This window comes from Pseudomonas sp. CFBP13509 (assembly GCF_005233485.1).
Taxonomy (GTDB): domain Bacteria; phylum Pseudomonadota; class Gammaproteobacteria; order Pseudomonadales; family Pseudomonadaceae; genus Aquipseudomonas; species Aquipseudomonas marginalis.
In genome coordinates this window covers 218,421-236,819 of record NZ_QGAA01000004.1, presented here as the reverse complement: position 1 = coordinate 236,819, position 18,399 = coordinate 218,421, and the positions used below count along the sequence as shown (strand labels likewise).

The 18,399-nt window shown below is 53.5% G+C and carries 15 protein-coding genes and 1 pseudogene; 6 read left to right on the top strand and 10 right to left on the bottom strand.

What is annotated here, in order from left to right:
• The first annotated feature begins 5 nt into the window (after positions 1-5).
• Genes PspCFBP13509_RS08945 through PspCFBP13509_RS08935 form a run of 3 tightly spaced genes read left to right on the top strand, consistent with a single transcriptional unit; the run spans position 6 to position 2,894 of the window.
• Positions 6-854 (top strand): transketolase, encoded by an 849-nt coding sequence (locus PspCFBP13509_RS08945; RefSeq protein WP_137211905.1) that lies wholly within the window; start codon positions 6-8, stop codon positions 852-854.
• Complete coding sequence (locus PspCFBP13509_RS08940; protein WP_137211904.1) at positions 851-1,873, top strand: transketolase family protein; 1,023 nt, start codon at positions 851-853, stop codon at positions 1,871-1,873. The genes PspCFBP13509_RS08945 and PspCFBP13509_RS08940 overlap by 4 nt, the downstream gene beginning before the upstream one ends.
• A gap of 52 nt (positions 1,874-1,925) precedes the next feature.
• Positions 1,926-2,894 (top strand): alpha/beta hydrolase, encoded by a 969-nt coding sequence (locus PspCFBP13509_RS08935; RefSeq protein ID WP_137211903.1) that lies wholly within the window; start codon positions 1,926-1,928, stop codon positions 2,892-2,894.
• 261 nt (positions 2,895-3,155) lie between these two features.
• Here the strand turns inward: PspCFBP13509_RS08935 and PspCFBP13509_RS31700 are convergent.
• From PspCFBP13509_RS31700 to PspCFBP13509_RS08905, 6 genes and pseudogenes are all read right to left on the bottom strand, one after another.
• Positions 3,156-3,443, bottom strand: a pseudogene (locus PspCFBP13509_RS31700) (transposase); the annotation flags it as partial.
• Positions 3,444-3,530: 87 nt separating this feature from the next.
• On the bottom strand, positions 3,531-4,808 hold the full coding sequence (locus PspCFBP13509_RS08925) for an OmpP1/FadL family transporter (RefSeq protein ID WP_137211902.1): 1,278 nt from the start codon (positions 4,806-4,808) through the stop codon (positions 3,531-3,533).
• 305 nt (positions 4,809-5,113) lie between these two features.
• Positions 5,114-7,015, bottom strand: coding sequence for an acyl-CoA synthetase (locus PspCFBP13509_RS08920; RefSeq protein WP_137211901.1), 1,902 nt, complete (start codon positions 7,013-7,015; stop codon positions 5,114-5,116).
• The gene (locus PspCFBP13509_RS08915; RefSeq protein WP_137211900.1) at positions 7,015-7,971 is read right to left on the bottom strand and encodes a fumarylacetoacetate hydrolase family protein; all 957 of its coding nucleotides are present in this window, start codon (positions 7,969-7,971) and stop codon (positions 7,015-7,017) included. Before PspCFBP13509_RS08915 ends, PspCFBP13509_RS08920 begins: the two co-directional genes overlap by 1 nt.
• 115 nt (positions 7,972-8,086) lie before the next feature.
• Positions 8,087-9,178, bottom strand: a complete 1,092-nt coding sequence (locus PspCFBP13509_RS08910) for a VOC family protein (protein ID WP_137211899.1) — start codon at positions 9,176-9,178, stop codon at positions 8,087-8,089.
• 91 nt (positions 9,179-9,269) lie between these two features.
• On the bottom strand, positions 9,270-9,881 hold the full coding sequence (locus tag PspCFBP13509_RS08905; RefSeq protein WP_137211898.1) for a TetR/AcrR family transcriptional regulator: 612 nt from the start codon (positions 9,879-9,881) through the stop codon (positions 9,270-9,272).
• Positions 9,882-10,268: 387 nt separating this feature from the next.
• On the opposite strand from PspCFBP13509_RS08905, the gene PspCFBP13509_RS08900 reads away from it, so the two are divergent.
• From PspCFBP13509_RS08900 to PspCFBP13509_RS08890, 3 genes are all read left to right on the top strand, one after another.
• Entirely contained in the window at positions 10,269-11,342 is a 1,074-nt protein-coding gene (locus PspCFBP13509_RS08900; protein WP_137211897.1) for an amidohydrolase family protein, read from the top strand.
• Between the two features lie 43 nt (positions 11,343-11,385).
• The gene (locus tag PspCFBP13509_RS08895) at positions 11,386-12,579 is read left to right on the top strand and encodes an amidohydrolase family protein (protein WP_242001060.1); all 1,194 of its coding nucleotides are present in this window, start codon (positions 11,386-11,388) and stop codon (positions 12,577-12,579) included.
• A gap of 277 nt (positions 12,580-12,856) precedes the next feature.
• Positions 12,857-13,708, top strand: coding sequence for an SDR family NAD(P)-dependent oxidoreductase (locus PspCFBP13509_RS08890; protein WP_137211896.1), 852 nt, complete (start codon positions 12,857-12,859; stop codon positions 13,706-13,708).
• Between the two features lie 320 nt (positions 13,709-14,028).
• Here PspCFBP13509_RS08890 and PspCFBP13509_RS08885 read toward each other — a convergent pair whose 3' ends face one another.
• The 4 genes from PspCFBP13509_RS08885 to PspCFBP13509_RS08870 form a co-directional block, all read right to left on the bottom strand.
• Positions 14,029-15,687, bottom strand: coding sequence for a bifunctional 3-(3-hydroxy-phenyl)propionate/3-hydroxycinnamic acid hydroxylase (locus tag PspCFBP13509_RS08885; protein ID WP_137211895.1), 1,659 nt, complete (start codon positions 15,685-15,687; stop codon positions 14,029-14,031).
• Positions 15,688-15,948: 261 nt separating this feature from the next.
• Positions 15,949-16,782 carry a pirin family protein gene (locus tag PspCFBP13509_RS08880; protein WP_137211894.1) on the bottom strand — a complete coding sequence of 278 codons (834 nt, stop codon included), beginning with the start codon at positions 16,780-16,782 and terminating at the stop codon, positions 15,949-15,951.
• The gene (locus tag PspCFBP13509_RS08875) at positions 16,779-17,222 is read right to left on the bottom strand and encodes a DoxX family protein (RefSeq protein WP_137211893.1); all 444 of its coding nucleotides are present in this window, start codon (positions 17,220-17,222) and stop codon (positions 16,779-16,781) included. Before PspCFBP13509_RS08875 ends, PspCFBP13509_RS08880 begins: the two co-directional genes overlap by 4 nt.
• A 55-nt stretch (positions 17,223-17,277) precedes the next feature.
• A complete protein-coding gene (locus PspCFBP13509_RS08870) occupies positions 17,278-18,321 on the bottom strand; it encodes a zinc-binding dehydrogenase (RefSeq protein ID WP_137211892.1) in 1,044 nt (347 codons plus the stop codon).
• Between the last annotated feature and the right edge of the window lie 78 nt (positions 18,322-18,399).

The window sequence follows — 18,399 nt, the reverse complement described above, 5'->3', positions numbered from 1 at the left end:
CTACCATGACTACCCAGCCCTCCTACGTTTCATCCAAGCCGCTGACCGAGCGTGCCCATAATATCCGTCGTCACGCCCTGCGCATGGGGCAAGTCCAAGGCCAGGGCTATGTCGGTCAAGCGCTGGGCGCGGCAGACTTGCTGGCCGTGTCGTACTTCCATGCCTTGAACTACAAGCCCGAAGACCCTGAGTGGGAGCAGCGTGATCGCTTTTACCTCTCTATCGGTCACTACGCGATCGCGTTGTATGCCGCGCTGATCGAGGCTGAAATCATTCCACTGGACGAGCTTGAAACCTACGGCTCCGATGACAGCCGCCTGCCCATGTCCGGCATGGCCACGTACACACCCGGCATGGAAATCACCGGTGGCTCGCTGGGCCAGGGACTGGGCATTGCGGTGGGTGCCTGCCTGGGCTTGAAGCGCAAACAATCCGCGTCTTTCGTTTACAACCTGCTCTCGGATGGTGAGTTGAATGAGGGCTCCACCTGGGAAGCGGTCATGTCAGCGTCGCACTGGAAACTCGACAACCTGATCGCCATCGTCGACGTCAACAATCAGCAAGCCGACGGTCACTCCAGCGAGGTGCTGGCGTTTGAACCCATCGTTGACCGCTGGCAAGCCTTTGGCTGGTTCACCCAGCGCGTAGACGGTAACGATCTGGACGCTCTGGTCCAAGCGTTCGACGCAGCCCGCAGCCACCCCGCCGCACAACCGCGCGTCATCATCTGCGATACCAGGATGGGCAAAGGCGTGCCGTTCCTGGAAACCCGCGAAAAAACCCACTTCATCCGGGTGGATGAGCACGAATGGGATGTGGCCTTGAACAACCTCGAAGAAGGCAAAACACTATGAGCACTGCAAACAACACGTCAGCTCAAGCGCCCGCGGTCGTGAAGAAAAAGCTGACCACCTCCGCGATGATTGCCTCGATTGCCGCTGAAGGTCAGGCCACTCGGTCCGCGCCCTTTGGCCATGCATTGGCAGCACTCGCGGACCAGCGCCTGGAGATCGTGGGTTTATCGGCTGACTTGTCCAAATACACCGACCTGCACATCTTTGCCAAGGCACACCCGGATCGTTTCTACCAGATGGGCATGGCCGAACAGTTGTTGATGAGCGCCGCAGCGGGCATGGCGCGGGAGGGTTTCGTGCCCTTCGCTACGACTTATGCGGTGTTTGCTTCGCGCCGCGCCTATGACTTCATCTGCATGGCGATTGCCGAGGAAAACCTCAACGTTAAAATTGTCTGCGGCCTGCCAGGCCTGACCACCGGGTACGGCCCCAGCCACCAGGCAACCGATGATTTGGCGATCTTCCGCGCCATGCCGAACCTGATGATCGTCGACCCTTGCGATGCCCTGGAAATCGAACAGGCGGTGCCTGCTATCGCTGCGCATCAAGGCCCGGTCTACATGCGTTTGCTGCGCGGCAACGTACCGCTGGTACTCGACGAATATGGTTATAAATTCGAGATCGGCAAAGCCAAAACCCTTCGTACAGGCAACGACGTACTGATCATCTCCACCGGCTTGATGACGATGCGCGCCCTGGAAGCGGCCAAGGAACTCCAGGCGGATGGCGTGGATGTCGCGGTGCTGCATGTGCCGACCATCAAGCCTTTGGATGAGCAGACCATTCTGGCCGAGGCCAGAAAGCCGGGGCGGCTGGTGGTGACTGCGGAAAACCACTCCATCATCGGCGGGTTGGGCGAAGCGGTGGCCACCGTGCTGTTGCGCAACGGGGTGACGCCGACGTACCGGCAAATCGCCCTGCCAGACGCGTTCCTCGATGCGGGCGCACTGCCGACGTTGCATGATCGATACGGTATTTCCACCCAGGCTGTGTGCACGCAGATCAAGGGTTGGTTATAGGATTTACACCTGCAGGGGCTGAATCAGACCCTTGGCATGGAGGAAACACGCCTTGAACGCTGACACCCTGCTGGATCCCGATTACGCGTTTTTCTTCGCAGAGCCTTCCACTGAGTGGACGCTCGCCACGCTCCCCGCCATCCGAGGCCGGATCAGCGCCAACGCCAAGACACCCGAGATGTGCTGCGCAGAGCAACGCTGGACCGGCTCGGGCGGTGTGCGCTTGTGCATTTACCGTCCAAGGCCCATGCCGGAGGCCAAGGTACTCCCGGCTATTTTGTACCTGCATGGCGGAGGCTTCGTACTGGGCAGTCCGGAAATGAATGACGACTACCTCGCCGCGCTCGCTGAGGAATCCCAAGCAGTCATCGTCGCAGTCGATTACCGACTGGCTCCGGAGCATCCGTTTCCCGCTCCGCTGCAGGATTGCTACACCGCGCTCGCCTGGCTGTTGCGGCAGGGACCTACGCTGGGGCTTGATCCGAAAAAAGTCGTCATCATGGGCCACAGTGCCGGCGGTGGACTGGCTGCGTCGTTGGCCCTGTTGGTTCGCGAACGGCGCGAATATTCCGTGGCGGGTCTGGTCATGATTTACCCGATGCTCGATCACAGAACCGGCTCGCCGGCAGCCCCCACCGAGAACCCCACCACCGGTACGTTGAATTGGGGGCGACGAGCAAACCAGTTTTGCTGGCGATGCCTGCAAGGGTCGTACGCCCTTGGCGATGGAGAGGATTTTCTGTTTTCCGCCGCGCTTGCGCCTGATCTTCAGGGATTGCCACGCAGCTTTATTGTAGTCGGGGCCCTGGATCTTTTTCTGGAGGAAGACGTGGACTTCGCCTTGAAGCTATCGCGCGCAGGCGTGGCCACCGAGCTCCACGTCTATCCAGGTGTTCCGCATATGTTTGACCAATATCCTGGTCGGGTTGCTGAGCTATGCAGAAATGATGTGGCAGTTGCGCTTCAACAGATATGGGCACAATGCTTCTCCTCTTGCTGCCCATCTATCGAAGTCCTGTGAAACTTCAAGAAATAGGTGCGCCGGCTGCTGACTACCTAGGATCACGTTAACGCGTCTATCCAGTAGTGGTACTTTCAGGCTCACGAGAGCAATAGGTTGAGCTCGACTCTGCTGAAAAGGCGGTTTTTAGCTGGCCTGAACTTAGGCGTGATTACTATCCGGAGAACCTACTTACCAAATTGAGTGGTTTCTCGACTCTTCGTTGACCTTTGCTGCTCTGTTATTGGGCTGGCTTGAGATTTTTGCTTAGTGCGGACGCTGCTATCCCGGGTCCGGTGGCCCTTGAAATTTGACCAGTCGTCCCAGGTTCTGCACCGCAGCGGCCAATGAACTTATCAGTCGTGCCACTAATTCCACGTAGTCTCAGGCGATCCAATTTCAGGATTCGCTTGAGGTGGACAAACAGCATTTCGATCTTGTTACGTTTATGGCGAGAGCGCACGTAGTGCGCCGTCGCGGCGATTCGCAGAGCCGTATCACGCGCAGCTTTATGGAAGCAGCGGTCTTGCGGAACGTAGTGTTCGGACAGCACTTGGCTTTAATCGGACAGAATTGAAAACCAGCCTTCATGAAATCTCTCTAGCACGAAGACTGGTTTTGTCGCCATGTCATTTTAAATAACAAGTTCACCGAATATTAAAAACGGTAGGTAAGCGAAGTAGCAAATCCGCTGCCGCTGTTGCTGTACGTAGAGTTATACACGCCACTAGATGCCGAAACTGCACTGACCTTGACGGTTTCTTCTTTAAGATAGGAGTAAGCAAAGTCAATGGTCAGGTTACTCACTGGCGTCCAGCCAGCACCGAAGCTTATGGCCCGACGATCACCAGTCGGAAAACGTGCGGAACGATGGGCATTGTCAGTGGGTGATTGATCGACCGATAAACCAGTACGCAATACCCATTCCTTATTCAACTGATATGCAGCACCGATGGCATGAGCCCAGGTATCGTGCCAATTCTGTTCTTCAGTCACCGCGTCCAATGAACCACCGAGACTCGGACTGACGCCGCTGCTCTCGACAGTAACTTCTTTAAAGCGGCTCCAACGCGTCCAGGTGCTGCCCGCATAGACTGTCCAGTCGTCGTTGAGCTTATGCGTGAGCGAGAAATCCACTGACTCCGGAGTGTCCAGTTCAAGTTCAGCATTATAATGTTGACCGCTAACATTCAGCAGGCTGAACGTGCCACCGGAAACTTTAGTATCCCCTTCCAGGCGATAACTCACCTTGGAGTGATAGGTCAGGCCCAAACGGGTGCTATCAGTAGCTTGTATCAACACACCGGCATTAAAACCAAGGGCCGTGTCGGTACCGTTGACCTTGATCTTGCCGTCATTGCTTCCTGGGGTGACGATGTTGGGTACTTGCGAGGACAGTTCGCCGGCGACTCGATTGATGGTTGGGCCGAAGCCGATAGATACCTTATCGTTGAAGGCATAGCTGACGGTAGGCTGAAAGGTAATAATCTCTACTTTGCTTTTGTTAGCAAAGTAACGGCCCGCGAAGTCACTCCCGTAGTCCGTGATCAACCCAAATGGTACATATACGCCGAAACCAACCGCCCAGTGTTCATCAATGGGCTTTACGTAATACCCCATCGGCGCAAGGCCAATAGGAACCACATCGCCACCTTCTTTGCCGCCAAAAGTACTGCGCGTATCACTGGTGTCTGTTTTGGCATCAATGACAGCAACCCCGGCACTGACTTGTTCGTTTTTCAGACGAGACATGCCGGCAGGATTTGTTTGGACAGTGCTCGCATCAATGGCAGAAGAGGATCGCCCTGCATGCCCTGTCCCCATTGCGCTGACGCTGGTTTCGTTGATGGCAAAACCACCTGCGAATAATGGCGAAGAAGCAAGTGTGGCAACGATGCCAAGCATGGTTTTGGTTTTGATTTTTATTTTTATCATTATTTGAGTTCCTGATGAGCACTGAATAGAAAACCCCGTATGTCCTCCAGATCAATCACGCACGCTTGATATCACTCGAGCAACACAATGTTCGTCATCGATGTCTTACGCACCCGGTATAACTTCAATGGCATACGCACTCTCTTCATTTAACGGCCTCTCTTATTTTTGATGAATTACACGCACAGCTTTTATTATCGCCGGCTGAAAACGCCCACGACAAAGCAAAACAAGTTCAAAGCGATACAGGAAAATCAACCCAGTCGGCCATGGCAAACCGAAAGTTGTTAACTTAAGAAAGTCTATTAGGCCCAATCAACTTTAAAGCTATAGCGACCGATTAACCGCTCCAGCTGTTCGCGCTCGGCTCCGGCGTTGATACGCGCGACGATGCCAAGGCGGCTGTCTTGTAGAACATGCACCGTTACCCCGTCTAATCCTGCCGCCTTTGCCTCGTTGAGAATCACTTGGGAAATTTCACGCTGCTGCAAGGCTGGCTTGAAAATTTTACCCACCGGTGTCAACGGCAGTGCTTCCAACAACTCGATGCGCTTGGGTACTGCGGCGCGCTCACTGATGTGTCGTCCAGCGAATTCCAGTAGTGCCTCAACAGTGCAGACCTGCCCGGGAAGCAACTGCACGTAAGCAACCGGAACCTCGCCAGCATATGCATCCGGGCTACCTACAGCAGCCACCAACGCAACGGCCGGGTGTGCCTGCAGCGCTTCTTCGATTTGCTTGGGATCAATGTTGTGCCCCCCCCTAATAATCAGTTCCTTTCTGCGGCCTGTAAGCCAGAAATAACCTTGAGCGTCCTGGCGCCCCAAATCACCTGTGTTCAGCCACCGCTTACCGCCTATATCAATCCACACGCCTTGGTTATGGCTATGTTCCAGGTAACCGTTGAATATATTGGGCCCCTGTATTGCAATCACCCCGACTTCTTCCAAGTCAGCATCACGTTCGTACTGGCCATTCGAGTCCAACACGACTGCGCGCATATCCTGATAAACCAGACGCAAACCAATCGAGCCAATGCGCCGATCGCCCAGTGGAGGGTTGACCGAAGAAACACAAGCGCCTTCTGTAAGGCCATATCCTTCGAGCAAGCGCACGCCAATCCGACGCTCAAATTCACGGAAAAGCTCGACCGGCATCGGTGCGGCGCCGCACAAGGCGTAGCTGAGACTGGACAGGTCATGATCCTGTGAGTCTTGCTGCAGCAATGCAGCGTAGAAAGTAGGTACCCCGGAGAAAAAATTGACATGAAAATGCTCAACCATGCTCCAGAACCGCTCTACGACCCTCGGCCCACGATACCCCTGAGGGGTGCCGAGAATGACTCGGTCGCCTTTAGTCCAGGGCATCAACCCGGTGACCAATTGACCGTTGACATGAAACAGAGGCAGCCCACAGAAAACAATCTGACCAATGTCACGCGGTTGCATGTGAGTGGCCATTGCCCAGGCATTGAAAACTTCCGAACCGTGAGTGCGCGCAGCAATCTTCGGAAGGCCTGTGGTGCCCCCAGTGCAGAAATAAGAAGAAACTTCGTCCTGACCTATCTGCCGACCGCTTTTGAGGGTGTCATCCGGTTGCGCCAGCATCAATGTGCGCAGGTCAGTATGAATCACGACATCTTTGTGCAAGCTTTTCTCGTGCAAGGCGATGCTGCGCAGAGCAGCCCCCCTTTCATGATTAACGTAGGGTTCCAGGCTCACCCACACGATGTGCTTCAGGTCATGCAAGGTATTGAGCTGACCGGCTAACCTAGGCCAGAGATCGTTGCCAGGTCCGGGGGCCAGTGCCACCACGACCCTGGCACGAGCAGCGCGCAAGAGATCAATAACTTGCGGCACCTCAAGCAGCGGATTGATCGCCATGACAATGCCTGCAGCCTCCCCCCCCCAAATAGTGAAGTGAGTTTCCGGCAGATTAGGCAGGACAAACGCGATCACCTCGCCCGGCACAACACCTAAATCGTGGAAGGCATTGGCCGCACGGGTGATGTCGGCGAAGAGCTCGGCGTAGCTCCAGTCATGGGTATGGGCGAAGTCTGCGGCATCAAGGAAAAAACTCAACGCGGTCGCTTGCGGATGACTTTCCGCGCTGCGCCGCAGTGCCTCATATGTGCTCGGAGCGAGATTACGCTCGGCCAGTGGCACAGATTCCACAACCTGTATGTCGGCAAAGTCTCGTATTGGCATCAGATTTGCTCCACCACACGATTGCGTTGCACGCCCAGGTCAACCACACCATCGGTGCTGCGGATGCTTGCTTCGACGAGGTCGCCAGCCTTGAGGTATTGAGAACGGCCCTCCTGTGCCTTGAGGAACATTTTCCATTTGGTGGCTTCGGGCAGTAACGCCGCGATGCGCTGCTTGGCCGGTGACGGTACGGTCAACGCACACCCTGCGGGCGTACCAGTAGCTATCAGGTCGCCCGCTGCAAGGTCCTGGATACCTGACAACTCGCTGAGCGTCTCCGCCGGACCAAACACCAGGTTTGCGGTTGAATCACTCTGACGCACCTCACCATTCACCGTCAGACGTAACTGCAAATTTTTCAGGTAAGCCATTTTTTCCGGGGGCAGCAGGCAGAGGTACGGCCCCACTGGACCGAACGTACGAAAGCTTTTGCCTTTGTAGAACTGCATCTGTGGAATCTGGATGTCGCGCGCCGAGTAATCGTTGACGATCACCACGCCTGCAATGAACTGATGCAGGTTGCTTTCGTCGACCTTGACCTTGCTGCTGATATCGCTGCGCATGACCAGCCCGAGCTCAATCTCATAATCGAGAAAACGCACCTCGCGCGGTTTGATCAGGTCGTTGTCCGCCGGCACAATACAGCTGGTCGCCTTGGTGAAGATCATGTTGTATTTCTTCACGTCAGGGTCCATCCCTGACTCAATCATGTGCTGCCGATAATTGGCGCCCTGACAAACAAACTGCTGATTTCGGGTAATCGGTGATAGCAACTGCACGTCGCTTAGGACCAACTCTGTTCCCTTTGTTAAAGCAAGATCATCAATGTTGTTATTGCGAATAAAATCACCGGTCGTTTCAAAGCTACCCGTAATAACCGTAATAAGACCCTGGCGTACCACGCCCCAATGGATGTCATTGCGATAAGAGAAGCGGACAACATGTACAACTGACATTGACGGTACTCCTGAGCTTCGATGGGTCGGCGCTACGTCGCGCTTGAACGTAATGATTGTTCTGGATGGGTGTCGGTAATGTTGTAAAAGAAGGAACACGCGGCAACGACCGCCCCTAGCCGAACAACCGCATAAGGCTTCTGAGTTTGCGCAGCGTGACGTCCGGACTCCGCCTGAGACTACGAACAAGAATGCGCAGACTGGCGAGGCTTATCCGGGGTCTGGTGAAGCTTTTGGGCATGCGCTGGCCCCATTGCGCCATCGCCTCGGCACTCACCGCGTGGGTCCCGGTTGGATGAGCAGACGTAAAGACGTCCCCATCACAATAATGCTCGTGCTTGTCACCCCAAGGATCTTGCCAATAATCAAAAATTTGGCTTCCCAGAATGTGGCGCCCGATTCCCCACGCATGAGTCCAGCCTTTTTCTTCCAGAACACGCTGCCCCATGCCAACCGCGTCAGCATCAACGACCTCAAACGCACTATGGCTGTAACCGGCCATGAATCCTTGCGCGATCGCAAGGGTGTGGTGATCGGCAGGCTGTTGTCCAAGATCCAGACGCAAAAAAGAGACGATGGGTGAGCCATCAGGCAGCACTTGCACGTCGCTTGGAATTAAACCGAAATGTCGGGTGTACCAGGCACACGTGGCTTGATAGTCAGCCACCTCGATCACGACGTGACCGAGCCTGAGTACTTCCGGCGGGCCGAGGGGTGGCCGCTGAGCGACGTTGATCCGAGCATGCTCCAGCGCCAGATTGAGTGCCAGAGCAGGTCTGTGCTCAAGCGCCTTGCTATAGCTCTGAGCGCAAACGGCCTCGACGATGAAACCTGAAGGATCGGTCAGCCGTACGCATTTCCCGCCGCCTGGATGCGCGATATTTTCGACTGCCGAAGCGCCGGGTATCTGCGCAAGTCGGTTCAGGTCCTCAAGGGTCAGGACTTTCAATCCAATGCCGATGAAGCGTGCTTGTTTTGCCCGATGAATCCGATAACAGTAAGCCATCGGTTCGGTGCCGCGCAGATAGAGCGTATCGGCGGATTGTTCAATGACGATCAGCCCGAAGTCCGTCAGAAAGCGTGCCGCTTCATCAAGCGCTGGCCGTTCAAAAATAAGGTGCGCCAGGCCTTGAGCCTTGACTGTTGGTTGCGGATGCCGGGCGGGCTGGTGTGTCGATAAAAAGGGCGTAACGTTTGTGCTACTCATTATTCTTATTCTCCGTAATTCTCCGGGCAAGGCTTCGCCCTCATCCCTCGGCTAGAGGGATGTCAATCAATCGACTGTGATTACGCCCTTATTAGAGAGAAGGCAGGGCTGGTAATTCGCTCGTCGCCAACTCTCGCGCCTCTACGGGGGGCAGACCTAACGCTCTTAGCACAAGCTCTGCATTATCTGCACCCGCGTCACGCCATGTCCGATGCCCCTCGAGCACCAGAAAAATCGAACCCAGCACGCTGTTGGAAATCAGCGTTACGACGCTCAGCAATTGCTCCTGTCGGAAGTTGTACCGCCCGCTGGACAGGCCTCTCAAAAGGTCGGTCATCGCTTGACTCGAAAACATCTCCCGTAACGAAGCATTACTGGTGGCAAACCGATGCAGGAATGCTCCCCACTGCGGCTCCTCATGAGCTCGACGAATAAAAAAGCGAATGCCGTAAGCCAGGCCCTGAGCAGGATCCGCAAGCATGTCAACGCTTCTTCGTACGCGTTCGTGCATTTCCCGTCCGAGATAACTGGCAACGGCTTCAAACAAGCTGTCCATGCTTTCAATGTGGCTATAGACAGTCCCACGCGCCACGCCTGCCTCTCGCGCCAGGTCGAGAATATTGATTTGCGCGGTACCTTTCTCAACAAACAAGCGAAAAGCTGCTTGGTGAATGCGACGCTGTGTCGGACTCAGGGATTCCATACTCAATCTCCAACTATCAATGACCCAATTGAACACTCGCGATCAATTTTCGTCAACAGTGTTTTTTCCATCCACACAGAGCCCGGCCCTCAAAAAGCCCGTTGAGCCTTATGAATATTGGTCTTGTTTTGTGCCTTCAGGAGGATGATCACCTTTTTTCGAGCATCTATCTGCAAAAAAAATGAACACGCATGATCAGTTCTCACCTTGCGCCGCCGCTTTCTGCAGATAAAAAATCAAAAGGAAGCTGTACCAGCGAGGGCCATGGACAGCCCGAAGCTGAGCCGTTTGACACAAATGAACAAATGTGTTCAGAATCGATCCGCCCTGTCCAATTTCACTATGTTATATCCAGTTCTATTCAAGCCCTCATTCGGAATAATAATAATGACGATCAAACAAGGTCGTATTGACCTCCACCACCACCTCGTTCCTCCCGCCTATCAAGAGGCGATCTACAGCAAAGGGATGGAACGGCACGCGGGAGCGTTGCTGCCCAAGTGGACGCCTGAAAAATCCATTGATGTGATGGATATGAATGGCATCCAACGCGCCATAACCTCTATTTCCACACCGGGAGTGCACCTCGGTAACGGCGTAAGGCCGGCACTAGCTTTGGCTCGAGCTTGTAACGAATACGCGGCAACAATGCGTGATGATTACCCTGAGAGATTTGGTAATTTTGCGGTGCTGCCTATGCCGTTCACAGAAGCCGCCTGCAACGAGGCGATTTATTCGTTGGATGTGCTCAAGGCAGAAGGTGTAGTGCTCTTCGGCAGCACCGATGGTTTTTTTCTCGGCGACCCGCGCTTTGATGAGTTAATGAGCGAGCTCGACGATCGGAGTGCCGTGGTTTTCGTGCATCCCAATCTTCACAAGAGCAGTGAACAGCTGGGTTTTAAAACACCCGGTTTTTTAATCGAGTTCCTCTGTGACACTACTCGCGGTGCAGTGAATCTGATCGTTAACGGAACCTTGGAGAAGTACCCGCGAATTCGCTGGGTACTGGCTCATGGTGGCGGTTTCTTACCCTATGTCGCCTGGCGCGTATCGCTGTTCAATGCGACACCTCAACTTCAGGAAAAGCTGCCCCACGGGATGCTCTCCTACATTCGTAGATTTTATTTTGACACCGCTTTATCACCGTCGAGCTATTCGATGGCAGCCCTGAAACAATTGGTTGAGCCCGGGCACATACTGTTTGGCAGTGACTTTCCATTCGCACCTGCTCCTGTAACCAGCTTGCAATGTCAGACGCTGGACGAAAACCCGCTTTGGTCAGCCGATGAACTCTACGCCATCAATCGCGGTAATGCATTGCGGCTGTTTGCGCAGTATCAGAGAGCGGGTGAAGTGACTCAGGCGAGCCCCATCTATGAGGAGGAATCGTTGTCCAGTCGGATCAAGCGCGGGCTGACCAAACCGATGGCTGCGCTGGCGGAACGTATGCGCGATCGCTAACCCAATCTTTAGTCACTTCTACCTTTTAACCTTTGAGGTTGCCATGAAACGCCGAGAATTTATAGCCAGCGCAGGTCTACTCGCCGGCGCAACGATGCTCGCTACAACCGCACCTGAGCATGTGGTTGTTGCCGACATGACCACGCAGAAGTCCTTGCCGACGACTGATGTAGCCACGCCCGTAGGACGTATCGATGTGCACCATCATATAGTGCCACCCGTATTCCTTGACGCTTTAACGCGCAAGGGATTAGACAAGCTTACAGGTACACCGCTACCCAAATGGACGGTAGAGCAATCAGTGGCGCTGATGGACAGTCAGGGCATTCATACCGCTATCACTTCCCTAATGGCTCCGGGCGTCTATTTCGGAAATGATCGCTCCGCAGCCGAGCTTGCACGAAGCTGTAATGAGTTCGCGGCCAAGATGGCTGCGGTTCATCCTGGTCGTTTTGGATCGTTTGCCGTGCTACCCCTACCCGCCACTGAAAGTGCTTGCGTCGAAGCCACGTACGTTCTCGATACTTTGCACGCTGACGGCGTTTCGTTGATGGGCAGCAATGATGGGGTATTTCTTGGCGATCCGCGATTTGATGAATTGATGGCAGAACTGGATAGCCGTCACGCCAGTGTTTTTCTGTCGCCAAATCTGCACCCAAGCAGCTCCCAACTGCTGCTCGAGAGGCCGCAGTTTGGTCTGGAACTGGATTGCGATACAACGCGAGCGGCACTCAATCTGATTTTTACAGGCACGCTGGAGCGATACCCCCATATCAATTGGATTCTCTCCAACGGTGGTGGATTTCTTCCTTATGCAGCGTGGCGAATCTCGCTTGCGAATGTCCTGCCAGAATTTAGCGACGCCGTTCCTCAAGGCGTGATGACCTATCTAAGGCGCTTTTACTTCGATACGGCTTTGACGACCTACCCTGGCCCTATGGCGGTACTCAAGGAGTTAGTCGAGCCGACGCAGCTCTTATACGGTAGCGGCTTTTCTTTAGTGCGATCCGAGACAGTCGCCGATGAGATAAAAGGAATAAGCAGGTCATTATTGTGGAGTCCACGACAACAGCAGGGTATCGATCGCGGTAACGCGCTGGGATTATTTCCTCGTTATGCAACGAAGGGGGAGGTTCCGATATTGGCGCCGGTTCATGAATCCGAAACTACTTTACACAAATGGGAACGTACACTAAAAAAACCTATTGGCGCCCTTGTCCAGCAATTGAAAAATTAATCAAACCTTATGCGCGTCATGCCAACCAATGAAAATTTGCGCACCACTACGAAAAGTCCATGAGCCTCAGTTACAGATAACCACCCCAACATAAACGCGCTGAATACGGCATTCGTAGCATCTAGAATAGTGCTGACGTGTAATTTCATAAGCAGTTAAAATTAATTCCCTTTAATCGAAAAGCTCATCGTGCCGCCCTCGCAAGCCATATAATCGGTCGCACAAGCTTATAGCTTATGCCGCAGCTTCCGCATATATAAGAATAACGGAGAAACTTATGTCGTTCGAAAACCAAATTATCTGGATAACCGGCGCATCATCGGGCATCGGCGAAGCGCTGACGAATGCGTTTTTACAACAAGGCGCCAAAGTAATTCTTTCTGGTCGCAGGGTCGAGGAACTTGAGCGCGTGGCCGCCCAAGCTCCAGAACACTGCTTTATTCTTCCCTTCGAAAGTACTAACTACCCTGCCCTGCCCAATATTGTCGAACGCGCCTGGGCGTGGAGCGGCCGAATTGACATGCTGATCAACAATGCAGGGATCAGCCAGCGCAGCCTGGCACTTGACACTCATCTAGATGTGTATCGGCAACTGATCGAAGTCGATTACATGGCCCCCCTGGCGCTAACCCAATTGTTGCTGCCGAAAATGGTCGCGCGTAAAGCCGGGCACCTTGCAGTGGTCAGCTCGGTCGCAGGCAAGGTCGGCACGCCACTGCGAAGCGGCTACTCGGGAGCCAAGCACGCAGTGATCGGTTACTTCGATACCATCCGCGCCGAGGTAGAACAAGCCTACGGTATTACCGTCAGCGTAATTCTGCCAGGCTCGTTACGCACCGATTTGGCCGTCAATGCGTTAGCCGGCGATGGCAGTGCACGTGGGTACTCCGACCCGAATATCGAAAACGGCATGGATGTGACGGTGGCCGCTAAGCTGATTCTGACCGGCCTGGCCGAACGAAAATCGGCAATTCCGATTGCCGAAGGCATCGAGGCAATGGCGTTGAAACTAAGCGCTGCCAATCCGGAACAGCTCTATGCTTTAACCGCCCAAGAAGGTGCGCGGTTGGCTATGTTACGCGAGGCGGGTGGTTCGCTGGACCCGCTCGATATCCGTAGCTCTTCTTAGGGTATCCATAAGTGTTGCAGATGCCTGGCATTGCTCATTCTTGAACAATGCCCTCGCCCAAAAGATGTTTAAGCCCCCCCCCCCGCGCCGCTCAATGCAGACCTGTAATTACGCTAATCCACCGTGCAGGAAACCCTCATGTCTTGCGTGGGGAGGGGGGCAGTCTCATGATCGCTCACGCCCTAACGGCTCAGAAACTCATCGGGACACGCTGGAACAGATGACGGGCATCGTGTACGTCGGCAGTTCGCCCCTCTAAAAGTGCGCCGGATGGCATCCGAAAACTCGGCTGCCATCGCAATTGAGACGAGAAAAAAATCTCAGACGCTTAATCGAGCGGATTCATTCATGCGACTTGAAAGGTTCTCAATATTGGAGCCCGGAATATTACCAAGCATACCAACACACTCCTGAATCAGCTTTGCGCCCTGATCGCCTGGGCCGTGATGCATGATAATCCGATCGGGACGCACGACTACTAACGTACCTTTGACCGCCAAGGGCAAAAAAGCATTATTGAGGTCCTCAAGAAAATTCGGGGTGTTTTCTCGACATTGACCATGAGGGCAGATTTGTAAAAAGTCACCTCCCACCGAGGCCCATAGATCTCTATGGTGCTGGTCCAGGACCGCTCTTGGATCCACACCAAATCCGATCAGGGTAAGACCGTCCCCTAGGCTGTCGTCACTTAATCGTGTGTGTTGTTTGGAGTCACGCACCCAGGCTTGAGGAAACAGGCCGCCGCGAACCAACTTGTCGCCACGGCGGTGGCGCAAAAAGAGACCGTTTTTGAAAATATTCTTCGGTTTGATGTCCAGCTCTTCAAAAAATCTTCGGGTGGTCGGCGTCAGTGTCAGAGATCGCATCACCCCATGTATAAAAAAGGCTGCAATCTTATTGCGTGGCATCACCAGGCGCCCCATGAACTTGGCCATATTGATCATTTTCTGGGCATGAGGCCGACGCTCTAAATCGTAGGAATTAAGCACTGCATTTGAAGCCTGACCGCGAAGCACCCAGGTCAACTTCCAAGCCAGATTGGCCACGTCACGAAGACCGGCGACCAAACCCTGACCAACAAAAGGTGGGGTGATATGAGCAGCGTCGCCGACGAGAAACACCCGGCCTTTTTGAAAGCTCTGGCAGCAGCGTGCATGGAAACGATAGACCGCCTTGCGCTCGATTTTCACCTCTTTAGCAGGAGACCAGCGCGCCAGTAGTTTGGCGACATTCTCGGCGTTTTCCATATCTTCGCGTTTTTCTCCAGGTTGCAGCATGAACTCCCAACGCTCTCGCCCTCCCGGGGCAGGCATATGGGGAGTCGGCCGTTGCGGATCGCATAAAAACTCAACATGATTGATAGCTGTTTGAAGACGGTCACAGGCATCGACAATGAGCCAATCCTCGGCGTATGTGCAGCCTTGAAAATCCTGACCGATCAACGTCCTGACTTTAGAGCTAGCTCCATCTGCACCTACAAGGTACTTAGTATGGACCCGGTGGGTTTGACCGTCGTCACCCATTATTGACGCTGTCACACCACCCTCCTCCTCGACGAGCCCTTCCAGTTCCATGCCTCCCAGGCTTGTGACAGACTCAAAGCTGGCATACTGCGCCCGCATCGCATGCTCAAGGTCGGGCTGGTAGAAGGTGACGAGCTTGGGATGTCCGTCGAGGCTGCCGCTGGTGTTGGCACGAGAAAATTGGCCAATCACCGTTGAACGCATTCGCACTTCCGGAATAACAATCTTTTCAAAGGCATCTTCAGCTAATCCTGCGAGCTGCAGTATGCGAAGGGCCTCGTTATCCAGCGCAATGGCCCGAGGCATAAGCAGTACATCATGGGACTTGTCCAGAACAAGCGCCTTGATGCCGTATCGTCCCAGTAACGCGGCAAGTGTAGCCCCTACCGGACCATTGCCGACCACTATTACATCAACCGAAAGAGGTAACTGCTTGGAGTGGTTTTTGTTGTTCATTTTGAGCTCTTATTATTGTGGTAATGGTCAAAAATTCAAGAGATTGTTGTAGTACCCATGAGCGCCGGCTGAAAGAGGCGAGCCAATACTGGACAACCGAACACCTCGGAAAAGCAACTCATGATGCAACCATAGTTCAAATCTACAGGTTATAAATCAAGTTAAAACTTAAAACACAAACCTCAGGGGACGAAGACAGACAAAAGCGCGCTCCTTTTTTACACATCCGGACAGGACCAGCCTTTTAACTACTCAGGCCAATTAAGACTTCACAAAATGTCCGGAATTTATATCCATAAATGCTTGGGTAATTTCCTGTTCGGTATTCATGACGAACGGCCCTCCTAGCACAATCGGCTCATTGATAATGCAGCTTGCGTACATTAAAAGGCGCAACGAGGTTCGTGCGCTTACTCTGAGCGTGGACAGTTGATCGGCAGGTGGAATGCTTGTCCACGCCACGTGTCCGGTAGTTACCTGCTGCTCCTCAATACCCAGCAAAGCATCACCAGCCAGAAGATATACAAATACCCGCTGTTCCGCAGGAACTGGCAGGTCAAAGGTAATGCCTGCATCAAGCTTCAGATCTATCAGGGTAATCGGCCAGGTTGATCCATACGGCATATGGACATCCCCTAACGAGCCAGCATAGACACGAGCTTCAACTCCAGCCTCGCGATACACCGGCGCATTCGCCTGATCAAGGTCGGAATACCTGGCAGGGATTGATTTGAGGCTAGCTGGAAGATTCAACCACAGTTGCAAACTATGGACTCCGTGCGGGCCAGGCATTTCGCTATGAAAAACCCCTGCCCCCGCCGTCATGAACTCCACAGCGCCAGCGCTTAGCGTTCCACTTGCACCGGTATGGTCCTCATGCAGCAACTGCCCATCAACAACAAAGGTGACCGTCTCCATGCCTCGATGCGGGTGAGTCGGAAATCCCGCCGGTGGTGCAAACCAGTCCTCAGCCATCAGCAGGAATGGACTATTTTCCACGGCATTTTCAGGCGATATTACCAAGCGAGCAAAATGATTGGTACCACGGTACTGTGGCTCACCTGCATGTCCTATTTTCAGAATCGAGAGCGTCATAGCGCGCGCCTCCGAGCCTTGACTTCGATAGAGTTCCCGGAGGTGGGGTCGTTGATTCGAATGCCCTTCTGTACGACGGAGCCAAACTTAAGAAGCTCAGCACGCAACCTAAAAGACAGGTACACACAAAGTATCGCAAGAAAAACAGCCGGCACGGCCTGGACCAAAGGAGTATAAGTGACATGGTAGTAGATGGCTCCGAGCATGATGATAGCAATACCAAGAGCCGACAGTGCGCGCAAAGGACGGATGATCAAACCAAAAGCCCCGAACATTTCGCATACGCCAATAAAATATCCAACCCAGGCGGGCATACCCATCTTGAAAAAACCGTCATGAATGGCGGGCACTCCAGCAAGATTTGCCAAACCTGCACTGCCAACAACAACCGCAACCACAACTACTGCCGAACCAAAGAGACAGCGCTTTATTATTTTCATTTCAGCCTCCACCTGTCACACGACAACACTCATGAGCCGCCGATGGACTCCTCCTCTATTCGATTTTCACAATGATTTTCCCGTTTGACTTTCCCTGCTCGCAACACTGCTGAGCAGCCACGATTTCATCCAGCTTAAATACGCGACCAATGTGAGGGCGAATGTCACCCGAGCCTACGCGAGCATTTAGTTCGAGCATCGCGCTTTCATTGGGTTTGAAGGTCGCCCAGTAATAACGATGCACCCCTATTTTTTTTGCGTACCTTTTGTGCTTTTGAAAGAGAACAAAGTTTTTTATTGCGCCCTTTAACAGGCCATACTCATCAAACGTTTTCAGTAACGGATGAATGATCGTCACAAATACCCCCGTTCCCTCTTTATTTAGGATATTCAACGTCCTCTCTTCAAGTGCTCCACCCACTGTTTCCAAGGCCACGTCATAGCCTGAGAGGCTTGCGGCATAGTCTTCTAGTTCGTAGTCGATTATCACGTCAGCTCCGAGCGCACGCACACTCTCCATCTGAGTTTTGTTGCATGTAGTGGCAACATGCGCGCCCCAGGACTTGAGCAACTGAATTGCAAAAGAGCCTATTCCACCTGCGCCCCCCTGGACGAAAACCTGCTTCCCCTTGGCATTGCTCGCATTCAGCCCCGCCTCCACGACAAGCGCATCCCATACTGTACAAACCACGTAGGGAAATGACGCCGCTTCCTCATACGAAAGCGATACCGGCTTACGTACGACTTCTGTGGATTTGGCAACTACATACTGTGAATACGCACCGCTCGATTTAGTGCTGGAGATTCCGTACACAGCATCGCGCACTGCCAAACTCTTCACTTTTGTGCCGATCTTGAGCACTTCTCCAGAGACGTCTCGCCCCAGAACGAGTGGAAGTCCGAACCCCCTCATTTTGGTAAATACGACCCGGCCGTACCCTTCGCGCACGCGACAATCGATAGGATTAACAGAAGTGGCGTACTGCCGAACTAGGACCTCGTCCGGACCTACATCCGGCACAGGTAAGCTCTCGATCTTCAAAACCTCAGAGGCCGATCCATACTCGCGAACTACCGCGCATTTCATGCTGTTACTCATGATTTCTCTCTGCCACGAAAAAATACGAAACGCTTAATTTTTATCCGTTTTTGAAGGACGCATTCAACGCAGGCACCC